The organism is Novosphingobium sp. HNCC26BN242 (assembly GCF_057180525.1).
This window is the reverse complement of record NZ_JBXUGM010000001.1, coordinates 360,763-373,141: the sequence shown is the minus strand read 5'-3', so window position 1 is coordinate 373,141 and position 12,379 is coordinate 360,763. Positions and strand designations below refer to the sequence as shown.

The window sequence follows — 12,379 nt, the reverse complement described above, 5'->3', positions numbered from 1 at the left end:
GATCGCCTTTTGCCGTTTCTTGAGCGCGCTTTTCGGCTGCCGGTCTGGCAACATTCTGCCGTTGTCGGCGTTGGCGATCTTTGCGGTGGCCGCGCTGATTGGCGGCGCGGTGGACATTAGCCGTGGCTGGCGGGTGCAAACGCGGTTGCAGGCGGCGTGCGATGCCGGAGTGCTGGCCGGGCGGCGTGCCGTTACCTCCAACGGGCTTGATGCGACGGCTACCGCGCAGGGCGAAAACTACTTCCATGCCAATTTCAATGCCGACAAGCAGGACGCTGGGGAAACGACGTTCCAAATGACAACGGCAGACCGCGGCAGCACGATCGAAGCAGTGGCGACGACCACACTGCCGCCGATCATGATGCAATTGTTCGGCTTTGCCGGATTTGATCTGCGATCAACCTGCACTGCCTCGATGGAAGTGGGCAACAGCGATATCATGATGGTGCTCGACACCACCGGATCGATGACAGCAGCGCTCTCTGGCAGTTCGCAGACGCGCATACAGGCGCTGCGCGCGTCGATGGTCAGCTTCTACGATACCGTAACGGCTGCCGCATCAGGCACCAGCGCGCGCATTCGTTATGGCTTTGTCCCTTACAGTTCCAGCGTGAACGTGGGCGCCCTGATCCGCGACCGCGATCCTGACTATCTGGTTGATAGCTGGACCTACCAGTCCCGCCGCGCGATCCGCCGGACCGACGGATCGTTTCGTCAATGGGAATATCGCCCGCTGACATTCGATGTCAGCCAATACAAGAACTTCGCCACGGCAAGCACCAATACCGGCACCAACGGTGCCGCCGTTTCCTCACGCTGGAAAGGGTGCATCGAGGAGCGATCAACCGTTTCGGAAGAATCCTTCACGTGGTCCTCTCAGGCGGGGTTTACACCGGAAGGGGCAAACGATCTTGATATCGACAATGCACCCGATGGCACCAACGCCACACGGTGGGCACCGATGTGGCCGGAAGTCGCCTATATCCGCACCTTCACCGACTCGCGCGGCAATGTTTACATGAACAACGCGCTGCCTTCACCAACCGGGCAACAAGCGCTTTCGTTCTGCCCGTCCCCCGCCCGGCTTTTGGGAGAAATGGAGCGGGCTGCCTTCTCTGCCTATGCCGACGCACTCGTGCCTGAAGGGGCCACCTATCACGATATCGGGCTGATTTGGGGGGCGCGGCTGATGTCGCCCACAGGCATATGGTCGGACAATGTGCTCGAACGCCCGCTCAATGGCGGCGAGGTTTCTCGCCACCTGATTTTCATGACCGATGGCGAAATGGCGCCCAACTGGTCGATCCAGTCATCGTGGGGCATGGAGTATCATGATCGCCGCGTGACCGACGATGGCGTGAGCAACCAGGCACAGCGGCACAACTCGCGCTTTCTGGCGCTGTGTGAAGCGGTGAAGGCCAAGGGCATCCGCTTGTGGGTGATCGCCTTTGCCGCCGGGATGACCGCAGAGCTTGCGACATGCGCGTCCACCGACAGCGCCTTTACCGCATCGAATGCCAGCCAGCTTGAACAGGCGTTTCAGGATATCGCCAAGCAAGTGGGCGAACTGCGGGTGGTGAAATGATCCGGCGCGGCCTGATACGTAACAGCGATGGCGCGACGATTGTGGAATTTGCCATCGTTTTGCCGCTGTTCCTGGTGTTCCTGATCGGCATCATGGACGTGGGCCAGATGGTCTATGGCAAATCGGTGCTGACTGGCGCGGTGCATCGCGCCGCCCGCGCCTCTGCCACGGAAACGCGCAACATAAAGCTGGCCGATGATTCAGTGCTCGATGCCATCAGACCGGTCCTGCCCGGAGTGACCATCGAGACAAAGCGCACCAGCTACTACGATTTTGCCGACGTGGGCCGGTCGGAAAAATGGAACGATGCCAACGGCAATTCGCGGTGCGACAACAACGAAGTCTACACCGACGAAAATCGCAACGGCCAGTGGGACGAAGATATTGGCAAGGCCAACGATGCGGGCAATGCCAATGATGTGGTGGTTTACCGTGTGACCGCCCGGTTCGACCCGGTGTTCAAGGTGCCCTTCGCGCCGCAGCGCTGGTCACAGCGGAGGCTCACGGCCACGGCAGTGGTGAAGAACCAGCCCTTTGGCAATCAGACAGACTATGGATCGACTGCAGGGAGTTGCGCATGATCCGGCGCTTTCGCCAAATCCGCCCACTGGCCGACATTGTCGGCGATACGCACGCGGTCTCGGTCATGGAATTTGCGCTGGTGATGCCGCTGTTTATGACGCTGGGCATGTATGGCGCAGAAATCGCGTGGCTGAATGCAACGGCGCTGGAAGTGAGCCAGGTGGCGGTATCGATGGCCGACAACGCATCGCGCATCGGCCAGACCGACAATAGCGGCGTTACGCCCACAATCAGCAGCAGCGATGTAGAATCCGTGCTCGATGGCGCGCTGGAAGAAGGTGCTTCGGCCAATATTGATGACAATGGCCGGGTGATCCTGTCCAGCCTTGAGGGCCACCCAGTAACCGGCAAGCAATACATCCACTGGCAGCAATGCAAGGGCAAAGGCAAACAGAAATCTAAGCGCGGCAAGGCGGATGCCAGCGGTGAGCTGTTTTCATCCATAAAAAACGGCCTGCTGATGGGCGGCAAGACCATCAAGGCACCCAACGGTGGCGCGGTGATGGTGGCTGAAGTTTGGTACGAATACAAAGGCCTGTTCGGCACGCTGTTTATCGACAAGATCATGATTCACGAAGAAGCAGCAGTCATCGCCCGCGACGACCGCAGCGTGGACAACGGCCTGACGGGGAACGACAAGAAAAACGCTTGTTAGGTAGAGGGTGGGGCCGGGCAGCCGGGGCGATAGCTTTTTGCCGACTTCGAGAGTGACTTTTATGGCAGAAAATGGGGGAAACTGACGTTTGCGTTCAGTCGCAAGGGCCGGTCATGGGGCAAACTCGTAGCGAGATAAACTGATCAACGATTATCTCGTGGCCAGACATTCCAAAGTGGCCGTAAGCGCCCGGAAACATCGTCTGGCGTCCGACAAACTCGATGAAAAACTGGGTTGCATCGGGGCGCGATGGCCGGGCAAATTCGGTGCGGCTCACATCCAGCCAGATCGTCGAAAGCCGCGCCTGCTCGAACTGCTCCCGCCATCCCGGTGAGCCGAAACTGTTCTCCGGCCAATCGGGAGGCTTTGTACCCTCGGGAATGAACTTCTGCCCTTCGAACTCGTCAATCCACACACCGCGATAACGGCGAGGCGCGTCCATCTTGTAACATTCGTCGGTTGGCAAAAATCCGATAGTGTTCTTGTCGATGCGATAGGTACAAGGTGATTTCCGAATCAGGACACCATTCTCGAGATCGCATCCACGCCCATTGTCCGCCTCCGCGCATGGCGTCCGGATCAATCGTGCGCGCTCCCGATCTTCGGCACGCGCATAGACCTCCGGATCAGGCCGATCGAACAGCCCGGCGCGCGCAGGACCGATAGCTAGCGGCATGACAGTCAGCATCAACGCAAAAAACCATCGAACCAACCGGGTCTCCTCCCTCGCGCGTTGACCGGGTCCTCGTGGCGATCCGATCCATGCCAGAATGCCGCAATTTTCTTAAGATGTCAGCAATTGATCGTTCCCGGAACGGCTGCATTCGCTTTACCAGAGGCTGAGACGCAACCCGGATCAAGCCCGCAACATCCCGCAACCCACCACTCAAACCCGATCAGGGCTGCTTTTCGGGCACCACTTCCAGCCGCCAGCTCTTGTCCTTCACCAGATAGCGTTGGGCCAATGCCTGCATCCGCTCAGGCGTGGTCTGGCTGTAATCGTTGAGGATCGTGCGGATTGCGGCGATCTTGCGTGGGTCGCTCGCGGCGCCTTCGAGTTGGAACATGTAGAAGCCGTTGCCGGTGCTGGCGCGGGTGATCAGTTGCTTGAGCGGTTCGGTCACGCGGCCGATTTCATCGGCGGTGGGCGGACCTGCGGCAAGGTCGGCAGCAATCTTGTCAGCCGCGGCGAAGAACGTGTCGAAATCGCCGGGGCGCAATTGCACCATGGCTGAAAGGTAACCGCCCGAGGGCAGATCGAGCGGCCAGCTTGAGCCGACTTGCGGCGCATAGCTTGCCCCGACCTTTTCCCGCATCGCATCGAACAGGCGGTTGTTGAAGATCTGTGCAAGGATTTCGAGCTGGCGGCTTTCGCGCACGCCCTGCTGCCCACCACCGGTTGGCCAAGCGACGACCGCCGCTGCCTGCGAGGGATCACCACGATGGGTCAGGACCAGCGGCTCGGCATTGTGGGCAGGGATCGTGGGCGTCAGCGGCGGTTGCTGCACGGCAGGGCGCGCGGGCAGTGCGCCAAAGGTCTTTTCCAGCGCGGCGATGGCCTGTTCGCGCGTGAAATCGCCGAACATGTCCACTTCGATCGGGCCTTGCGCCAGCAACGGCTCCCACGCCGCACGGAATCCTTCGGGTGTTACCTTTTCCAGTTCGGCCGGATTGGGCGTGGCATAGCGCGGATCGCCATCGCGCAGCAGCCAGTTCAGATCGCGGTTCAGGACCGACATCGGCGCGGAATTGTAGCTTTCGTACTGGAGCCTTGCCGCGGCCTTGGCGCGCAGAACCGGGTTGGGCTCCCACCGCGGCGTGGCCAGCTTTGCCGCCATCAGATAGAGCTGATCGGCAAGGTCGGCGGGCCGGGTATCGGCGGACAGCACGAAGGCAGTGTCATCGATGCTGAAATCAAGGCTCAGCTTGCGCCCCGTGGCCAGACGATCAAGATCATCGCGGCCCAGTTCACCAATGCCGCTATCCATCAGCGCCACTTGCCCGATGGGGCCATAGACCGCGTTCTGCGGACTGATCGCAGAATAGCCACCGCCAAAGCGTGCTTTCAGGATGATGCGCCCGGGTTCGGCATCGTTCGGCCATAGCAGAACCTTCACCCCGTTGGACAGTTCGATCTGCTCGATGCCCAAAAGGCCGATGGGCCGCGCGCTGGCCACAGTTCCGGGCGTGCCGACTGGCGGCAAATCTGAAAACTTGATCGAATTGGCCGCAACGCGGCTGCCTGATGCAGCCTCAACCGGCGCGGTCAGCACGGTGCGCAGCGCGGCTTCATCAGCCTCGCCCGCCTTTGGCGTGATCATCATCGGGCGGATCACCGTGCCGGCAAACAGCTCGCGCGTGCTTTTCAATATCGCGTCGGGTTTGAACAGCGGGATCGTGCTGCGGAAGATTTCATAGACGGTATCGGGATTGGCCACCGTTTCACGGATATCGACCGCATTGACGATATCGTCTGCCGCACGCGATCCGGCGATGGTGGATTGCGTTTCCACGCCCACCTTGAACGCCACTTCGAATTCGGCCACTTCACGGTCAATCTCTTCCTGCGAAGGCGGGGTAGCCAGCGCATCGGCGATCACGCTGCGCACATCGGTGACGGCGCTTTTCCAGTCTTCGCCCAGCGGCGTGACGGTGACGATGGTGGCATCGGCGGAGCGCGAAAGCTCTTGCTTCATCTCGTCAACCGAGGCGGCAAGATAGCTGCCCCCTGCCCGCGCGCGTCCTTCGAGACGGCGGTTGATCAGCGCCAGTCCCAAACGGCCGATCATCAAGCTCTGGTTATAGGCAACGGTATCATTCACCTTTTTCCATGGCCGCAGGATTGCCCAGTTGACGATGCGCGGCAGGTCAGGCTCCACCATCACGCGCGCTTCACCCACCGGGTTTTTCGGATCAAGCCCGGCGGGGGCAACGGGCTTTCCGAAATCAGGCTGTGGCGATTTCCTGCCCGCCACTTTCCAGCCGCCGAACCACTGTTCGATCCGCGCAACCAGTGCGGCAGGATCGGCATCGCCTGCGACCACGATCACAGTGTTGTCGGGCCGATACCACTTGTCGTGGAACGCCTTGACCTTGGCCCCATTGGCCGCTTCCAGTGTGGGCACAGTGCCGATGGGAGAGCGCGAGGACAGCAGCTGACCCTTGAAGAACAGGTTGCGCGTTTCATCCAACACGCGTGACTGGGCGCTGGTGCGCTCCCGCATTTCAGCCAGCACGATCGGCACTTCGGTCTTCACGCCGCGGTCGGTAAAGATCGGCGCGATGATCATCCCGGACAGGAGCCGGAACGTTTCATCCAGCTTGGCCGGATCCGCCTGTGGAATGTCGAGCTTGTAAACGGTTTGGGTCGGGCTGGTTTCGGCGTTGGTATCGCTGCCGAAAGTGGCGCCAAGGCGCTGCCACGTGGGGATCGTCTCGCCTTCCTTCAGATACTTCGATTCGCGGAAGGTCAGGTGTTCGAGAAGGTGGGCGTAACCGCGCTGGTCATCGGTTTCGTACATGGACCCGGCATCGACCAGCACACGGATCGAGACCTGCTCTGGCGGCACCCCGCTGTGGCGCACGGCATAGCGCAGACCATTGGACAGGACGCCAAAGGTCCACGCCTTGTCCTGCGGCACGTCCGATCCCTGATAAAGCCACGGAACCGCGGCTTTCGTGGCGGTGGCGGCCGGTTTCGCAGGGGCCTGTGCAATGACAGGCGCCGTCGAAACCAGCAGGAGGGAGAGGAACAGGCCAAGGCGCCGGGCGCGCGGATTAAGAGATTGCATCGCCCGACTATAGGAAGCCTTCGGATGAAGGACCAGTGAATAGACCCGTTATTGTTGCGGGGTTGATGGCTGTTGCGGCGCAGCCTGTTGCGCTGGTTCTGTCTGCGATGCTGCCTGGGCAGCGCGCATCGCCTCGATTTCGGCGACGGTCTTGAAATCCACCAGTTCAACCTGAAACACGAGATCAGAGTTTGCCGGGATCGGACCAGAAGATTGCGCACCGTAACCGAGCGCCGAAGGCACGCAAAAGCGCCAGATGCTGTTCTTGGCCATCATCTGCAGGCCTTCTGAGAAGCCGGGAATTACCCCATCGACTGGGAATGCGGATTGCATGCTCTGGTCGAAAACGTCACCGTTGGCGGCAAGGTAACCGATGTAATTGACCAGCACATAATCGGCCTTGGCCGGCTTTGCGCCATCAGCAGGCTTGAGCACGAGAGAGCCAAGGCCGCTTGGCCCAGTCGATCCACACAGGCGCTGCGAGGCCGCCACAACCGGGTTGAGCGGCAAGGGTATGGCCGTGGTCGAGGGCGCTACCGGCTTTGGCGCTGGTACAGTCGCTGCTTGGGCAGGCGCTGCAATGGCAAGAAGGACAGGAGCGATGCGGCACAGGGCGCGAAGTTTTATTATCATGCCGAAGCCATAGCGGCCCTGCAACGTCTTCGCCAATGCTCAGTTTGCCTCGCTCCCAGTCCCTCGGGCCACTTGCAGTCACTTGGGCCACTTGACCCTTGGCGTGACGGGCCTACATGCAAGGCATGTTCATAGAAACCGAAACTACGCCCAACCCGGCAACGCTGAAGTTCCTGCCCGGCGAACAGGTCATGCCCACTGGCACGCGCGAGTTTACCTCGCCCGAAGCGGCTGAGGCCTCGCCTTTGGCACAGGCCCTGTTCGATCTGGGCGATGTGACGGGCGTGTTCTTCGGGCGCGATTTCGTGTCGGTCACGGCGGCTCCCGGTGTTGAATGGGCCTCGCTCAGGCCGCAGGTGCTTTCGATCCTGCTCGATCACTTCGTATCGCAGGCCCCGCTTTTTGCGCCCGGAAGCGCGGGTGACATCGCCGTTCCTACCGAAGGCGACGAGGACTTTGCCGATGATCCGGCCGATGCCGACGTGATCGAGCAGATCAAGGACCTGATCGAAACACGTGTTCGGCCGGCCGTCGCCAACGATGGCGGCGATATCATCTATCGCGGCTTTCGCGAAGGCGTGGTCTATTTGCAAATGCAGGGTGCCTGCTCGGGCTGTCCGTCGTCCACGGCTACGCTCAAGAACGGTATCGAAAGCCTGCTGAAGCACTATGTCCCCGAAGTCAGCGAAGTGCGAGCAGCCTGAATGATGCGCGTCGGGGCCTGAATGCGCAAGCTGGCGATCGACTGTGCGACGGAAGCCTGTTCAGTCGCCCTGTTTGAAGACGATGTACTTATCAGCGGCGAATCGCTTACGCTGGGCCGCGGTCATGCAGAGCGACTTGTACCGATGATTGCCGCGCTCCCCGAAAAGGGCCGTGCCGACGTGATCGCCGTGGATATTGGCCCCGGCAGCTTTACCGGCATCCGCGTGGGCCTTGCTGCAGCGCGCGCACTCGGGCTGGCGTGGAATGCGCCAGTTGCAGGGTTTGAGAGTCTGGCTTTGGTGGCTGCGATGGCAAAGTTGCAGCATCCCGGCAAAGCAATCGATGTCTGCATGATCGGCGGTCACGGCGAATGGTTCTTTCAACCCTTCGACGCCGCCGGCGTAGCTATGGCCGCGATAGTTTCGGTTCTGCCCGATGATGCCGCCTCCCGAAGCACAGCTGGCATTATTGCCGGTAGTCAATCATTTGGATTGGCACAGTATCGGCCCGAAGTGGTCGCGTTGGACCTTCGCCCTGATGCGCGTTGCTTAACACTGCTGCCGCCCGACGCATTTCAGGCTGATCCGCGACCGAGCTATGGGCGTGCCCCTGATGCGCGCCTGCCAACTGCCGCCTGACCCGGCCCGACTCCTGCGAAGAAGCTAGAGCCCATGGACGCGCCTCTTGACGATATCGACCGGATTATGGCCGTGATGGAAAGCGCCTTTCCCCCTGAATTCGGCGAAGCTTGGAACCGACGTCAAGTCATCGACGCTCTGCTTGTCGGCAATTGCCGCTATGGCCTGATCGGGGTGGACGGCAGGGCTCAAGTACCGCCAGGGCAAAATGCTGCAGGCTTCTTCATGAGCCGTGCGATTCTGGACGAAGAAGAACTACTGTTGTTTGCGATCATGCCTGAACATCGCCGCAAAGGTCTGGGACACTTGTTGCTCTCACGATATCTTTCCACTTCGAAACAGGCGGGTGTGTCGCGCGTTTATTTGGAAATGCGCAAGGGTAATCCTGCAGCTTTTCTTTATGCATCGCATGGGTTCCAACATATAGGCACGCGACCGGGTTACTACCGGACGCCTGATGCAGGTCGAATCGATGCAATCAGTCAGGAATTGACGTTCTGATAATGTGACAGGATTTGACCGATACTTGTGCCATTTCTCACATTAACCATAATTCCTTAGAAATTTTCCGGTGATAATGGTTGTGTCTTTCGTTAGGAAGACTATGAAGTGTGTTCTGGATCACCTAATCCAATCAAGGCACAGGTGACACAAAATCATTATCAAAGAAGGCCGGTTCGCAATGAGTGAAATCCAAAACGATATGCGGGAGACACTGATCACGCTAACTTCTGATATCGTCGCAGCACATGTCAGCAACAATAGCGTATCAGTAAGCGATCTGGGGACGTTGATCACAAACGTCTATTCGGCACTGGCTGGGTTGGATCAGCCCGCTCCCGTCGAAGAGCCAGCACCAGAACCTGCGGTTTCGATCCGCTCGTCTATCAAGAACGATCACATCGTCTGCCTTGAAGACGGCAAGAAGCTGAAAATGCTCAAGCGTCACCTTGCAACGCGCTATAACATGACCCCGGATCAGTATCGCACGCGGTGGAATCTGCCCGCAGACTATCCGATGGTGGCTCCTGCTTATGCTGAAAAGCGTCGCGAGCTGGCCAAGAAGATCGGTCTTGGCCGCAAGCCAGCACCGAAGCGCGGCCGCAAGCCTGCTGCTGTCTGACAGGCACCGATCTGCCCGCAATACGATTGCGCGCAGTTGAAGATTTGGCCCGTCAGTCTATAGACTGGCGGGCCGATCCTTTTTTGATGAGTAGACAGTGCACCAGGCGATCGACATTGAAGCTCTCTGCGCCGAGCGTGGCCTGCGCATAACGGACCAGCGCCGCACGATTGCGCGCGTCTTGTCTGAAAGTGAAGATCACCCTGACGTGGAAAAGCTGCACGAGCGCGCATCAGCAATCGATTCGCGCATTTCAATCGCGACAGTCTACCGCACGGTTCGCCTTTTCGAAGAAGCTGGCATTCTTGATCGTCACGATTTTGGTGATGGCCGTGCCCGCTATGAGGCTACGCCCGAAGCGCATCACGATCATCTGATCGATGTCGAAACCGGCAAAGTGATCGAATTCGTCGATCCCGAACTCGAACAGCTCCAGCGCCAGATTGCCGAAAAGCTTGGCTATCGGCTCGTCGATCACCGCATGGAGCTTTACGGCGTTAAGCTTGAACGCGACAACTGACGCCTTCGGCCGCCCCACCATCTCGCTTCGTGGACGGCTGCGTATTGGCGTGCGGCTTGCTGCAATGCTGCTTTTGCTGATCGTCTGTGTGCCGCTTTACTATCTGTGGCGCATAACCCGGCTACACAACCCATGGCCGCGCCTGTTTCTGGGCGGCATTGCATGGATTTCTGGCGCCCAGATCCGCATCAATGGCCAGAAAGTGCGTGGAGGGGCCTTCCTGCTTTCCAACCACGTCAGTTGGCTCGATATTCCCGTCATTGCTCACGCCAGCGGCAGTGCCTTTATTGCACATTCCGGGCTTGCGGAAATCGGCTTGCTCAAATGGCTGTGCGAAATGAATGATACGGTGTTCGTTGCGCGAAATGACCGGCGCACCGTTCACACGCAAGTTGCCGTGGTCCGCGCTGCGCTAACCGATACTGGCGCGTTGACCGTGTTTCCAGAGGGCACCACCAGCGATGGGCTTGGCCTGCTGCCGTTCAAGTCTTCGCTACTCTCTGCGCTTGATCCCCCGCCACCGGGTATAGCCATTCAGCCGGTATGGGTAGATTACGGACCTGATGTGGCCGGTATGGCTTGGGTGGGAGAGGAACATGGCGTCGACAATTTCCTGAAGATACTTGCCCGCCGCAAATCCATCCCCGTCACAGTCTGCTTCCTACCGCCTTTGTCCGAACAGGAAACCGCCAACCGCAAGACCATGGCCGCCGCCGCACGCGAGCGTATTCTTGGCGCAATGGGCAATCCAACCGGAGCGGCGCGTTAGACAAAGCGACCCAAATCCAGTATCGGCCCGGCCCATGGCCACCAATCCTGCCCCCAAGACCTTCCGCGTCAAAAGCTTCGGCTGCCAGATGAACGTCTATGACGGCGAGCGCATGGCCGAACTGCTGGGCGCCGAAGGCATGACAGCGGCGGCAGAGGGCGATGACGCTGATCTTATCGTCCTTAATACCTGCCATATTCGCGAAAAGGCGACCGAGAAGGTCTATTCCGACATCGGCCGCATCAACAAGGAATGGCGCCGCGATGATGGCACCAGCCCGATGATCGCGGTGGCGGGCTGCGTCGCTCAGGCAGAGGGCGAGGAGATCATGGCCCGCGCGCCCAGCGTCAAGGTCGTCGTCGGCCCGCAGTCCTATCACCGCCTGCCCGAAATGGTGGCAGACGCTGTATCGGGCAAACGCTCGACCGAGACCGATATGCCCGCCGAGGCCAAGTTTGCCGCGCTGCCCAAGCGCCGCAAATCCGGCCCCACCGCGTTCCTGACGGTGCAGGAAGGCTGCGACAAGTTCTGCACTTATTGCGTGGTGCCCTATACCCGTGGCGCGGAAATCAGCCGCCCTTTTGTGGATCTGGTTGAAGAAGCCAAACACCTGATCGCAGGCGGCGCGCGGGAAATCACGCTGCTGGGCCAGAATGTGAATGCCTGGACCGGAGAGGATGACCGTGGCCGCCCGGTCGGGCTGGAAGGCCTGGCCCGCGCGCTTGCGGCAGAGCCGGATCTGGCCCGGATACGCTATACCACCAGCCACCCCAACGACATGACCGATGCCCTGATCGCGGCACATGGCGAGGTGGATAAGCTGATGCCGTTCCTGCATCTGCCGGTGCAAGCGGGCAGCGACCGCATTCTGAAAGCGATGAACCGCAGCCACACCGTGGACAGCTATTTGCAATTGCTCGAACGGTTCCGTGTGGCCCGTCCCGACATTGCCTTGTCCGGTGATTTCATCGTCGGTTTCCCCGGCGAAACTGAGGCTGAATTTGAAGAGACGCTAAAGGTTGTGGATGCCGTTGGCTATGCGCAGGCCTTCAGCTTCAAATATTCGCCCCGCCCCGGCACGCCTGCCGCCACCATGGCCGACCATGTGCCAGCGAGCGTGATGGACGAGCGGTTGCAGCGCCTTCAGGCTGCCCTAAACCGCGATCAGTGGGCCTTCAACAAGGCCAGCGTGGGCAAGACTTGCGAGGTTCTGGTCGAACGCAAAGGCAAGCATCCCGGCCAGTGGCTTGGCAAATCGCCGTGGCTGCAATCGGTCCATTTCTTCGGGGATGCACACATCGGAGCGCTGGTCTGGGTCGAACTGGTTGAAGCTGGTCCCAACTCGCTTTCGGGCCGTCTCGTCTAATACCCCTGTGGA

The 12,379-nt window shown here is 59.9% G+C and carries 13 protein-coding genes; 10 read left to right on the top strand and 3 right to left on the bottom strand.

Annotation, left to right across the window (positions count from 1 at the left end; translation table 11 throughout):
* The first annotated feature begins 19 nt into the window (after positions 1-19).
* From AC2A1F_RS01805 to AC2A1F_RS01795, 3 genes are read left to right on the top strand one after another with little or no spacing between them, the layout of a single operon-like run.
* On the top strand, positions 20-1,585 hold the full coding sequence (locus tag AC2A1F_RS01805) for a TadE/TadG family type IV pilus assembly protein (protein WP_484207067.1): 1,566 nt from the start codon (positions 20-22) through the stop codon (positions 1,583-1,585).
* On the top strand, positions 1,582-2,166 hold the full coding sequence (locus AC2A1F_RS01800; protein ID WP_484207066.1) for a TadE/TadG family type IV pilus assembly protein: 585 nt from the start codon (positions 1,582-1,584) through the stop codon (positions 2,164-2,166). Before AC2A1F_RS01805 ends, AC2A1F_RS01800 begins: the two co-directional genes overlap by 4 nt.
* On the top strand, positions 2,163-2,822 hold the full coding sequence (locus tag AC2A1F_RS01795; protein WP_484207065.1) for a TadE/TadG family type IV pilus assembly protein: 660 nt from the start codon (positions 2,163-2,165) through the stop codon (positions 2,820-2,822). The genes AC2A1F_RS01800 and AC2A1F_RS01795 overlap by 4 nt, the downstream gene beginning before the upstream one ends.
* Before the next feature lie 94 nt (positions 2,823-2,916).
* On the opposite strand, the gene AC2A1F_RS01790 is transcribed toward AC2A1F_RS01795, so the two are convergent.
* From AC2A1F_RS01790 to AC2A1F_RS01780, 3 genes are all read right to left on the bottom strand, one after another.
* Positions 2,917-3,498, bottom strand: coding sequence for a hypothetical protein (locus tag AC2A1F_RS01790; protein ID WP_484207064.1), 582 nt, complete (start codon positions 3,496-3,498; stop codon positions 2,917-2,919).
* A gap of 220 nt (positions 3,499-3,718) precedes the next feature.
* A complete protein-coding gene (locus tag AC2A1F_RS01785; protein ID WP_484207063.1) occupies positions 3,719-6,613 on the bottom strand; it encodes a M16 family metallopeptidase in 2,895 nt (964 codons plus the stop codon).
* Between the two features lie 48 nt (positions 6,614-6,661).
* Positions 6,662-7,246 (bottom strand): FKBP-type peptidyl-prolyl cis-trans isomerase, encoded by a 585-nt coding sequence (locus AC2A1F_RS01780; protein ID WP_484207062.1) that lies wholly within the window; start codon positions 7,244-7,246, stop codon positions 6,662-6,664.
* Between the two features lie 125 nt (positions 7,247-7,371).
* On the opposite strand from AC2A1F_RS01780, the gene AC2A1F_RS01775 reads away from it, so the two are divergent.
* The 7 genes from AC2A1F_RS01775 to miaB all read left to right on the top strand — a co-directional run bounded on the left by AC2A1F_RS01775 (position 7,372) and on the right by miaB (position 12,367).
* Complete coding sequence (locus AC2A1F_RS01775; RefSeq protein ID WP_484207061.1) at positions 7,372-7,950, top strand: NifU family protein; 579 nt, start codon at positions 7,372-7,374, stop codon at positions 7,948-7,950.
* A gap of 21 nt (positions 7,951-7,971) precedes the next feature.
* The gene (tsaB, locus tag AC2A1F_RS01770) at positions 7,972-8,589 is read left to right on the top strand and encodes a tRNA (adenosine(37)-N6)-threonylcarbamoyltransferase complex dimerization subunit type 1 TsaB (RefSeq protein WP_484207060.1); all 618 of its coding nucleotides are present in this window, start codon (positions 7,972-7,974) and stop codon (positions 8,587-8,589) included.
* A 33-nt stretch (positions 8,590-8,622) separates the two neighbouring features.
* Positions 8,623-9,090, top strand: coding sequence for a GNAT family N-acetyltransferase (locus AC2A1F_RS01765; protein WP_484207059.1), 468 nt, complete (start codon positions 8,623-8,625; stop codon positions 9,088-9,090).
* A gap of 181 nt (positions 9,091-9,271) precedes the next feature.
* Positions 9,272-9,712 (top strand): Ros/MucR family transcriptional regulator, encoded by a 441-nt coding sequence (locus AC2A1F_RS01760; protein WP_484207058.1) that lies wholly within the window; start codon positions 9,272-9,274, stop codon positions 9,710-9,712.
* 97 nt (positions 9,713-9,809) lie between these two features.
* Positions 9,810-10,232: a Fur family transcriptional regulator gene (locus AC2A1F_RS01755; RefSeq protein ID WP_484207057.1), complete on the top strand. Its 423-nt coding sequence runs from the start codon at positions 9,810-9,812 to the stop codon at positions 10,230-10,232.
* The gene (locus AC2A1F_RS01750) at positions 10,216-11,001 is read left to right on the top strand and encodes a lysophospholipid acyltransferase family protein (RefSeq protein ID WP_484207056.1); all 786 of its coding nucleotides are present in this window, start codon (positions 10,216-10,218) and stop codon (positions 10,999-11,001) included. The genes AC2A1F_RS01755 and AC2A1F_RS01750 overlap by 17 nt, the downstream gene beginning before the upstream one ends.
* A 34-nt stretch (positions 11,002-11,035) precedes the next feature.
* On the top strand, positions 11,036-12,367 hold the full coding sequence (gene miaB, locus AC2A1F_RS01745; protein ID WP_484207055.1) for a tRNA (N6-isopentenyl adenosine(37)-C2)-methylthiotransferase MiaB: 1,332 nt from the start codon (positions 11,036-11,038) through the stop codon (positions 12,365-12,367).
* Positions 12,368-12,379 lie beyond the last annotated feature (12 nt).

Bases quoted from the DNA above. Each gene is read 5' to 3' on its own strand.
- AC2A1F_RS01800 (WP_484207066.1), top strand. From the start codon at position 1,582: ATGATCCGGCGCGGCCTGATACGTAACAGCGATGGCGCGACGATTGTG.
- AC2A1F_RS01795 (WP_484207065.1), top strand. From the start codon at position 2,163: ATGATCCGGCGCTTTCGCCAAATCCGCCCACTGGCCGACATTGTCGGC.
- AC2A1F_RS01790 (WP_484207064.1), bottom strand. From the start codon at position 3,498: ATGCCGCTAGCTATCGGTCCTGCGCGCGCCGGGCTGTTCGATCGGCCT.
- AC2A1F_RS01785 (WP_484207063.1), bottom strand. From the start codon at position 6,613: ATGCAATCTCTTAATCCGCGCGCCCGGCGCCTTGGCCTGTTCCTCTCC.
- AC2A1F_RS01780 (WP_484207062.1), bottom strand. From the start codon at position 7,246: ATGATAATAAAACTTCGCGCCCTGTGCCGCATCGCTCCTGTCCTTCTT.
- AC2A1F_RS01775 (WP_484207061.1), top strand. From the start codon at position 7,372: ATGTTCATAGAAACCGAAACTACGCCCAACCCGGCAACGCTGAAGTTC.
- tsaB (WP_484207060.1), top strand. From the start codon at position 7,972: ATGCGCAAGCTGGCGATCGACTGTGCGACGGAAGCCTGTTCAGTCGCC.
- AC2A1F_RS01765 (WP_484207059.1), top strand. From the start codon at position 8,623: ATGGACGCGCCTCTTGACGATATCGACCGGATTATGGCCGTGATGGAA.
- AC2A1F_RS01760 (WP_484207058.1), top strand. From the start codon at position 9,272: ATGAGTGAAATCCAAAACGATATGCGGGAGACACTGATCACGCTAACT.
- miaB (WP_484207055.1), top strand. From the start codon at position 11,036: ATGGCCACCAATCCTGCCCCCAAGACCTTCCGCGTCAAAAGCTTCGGC.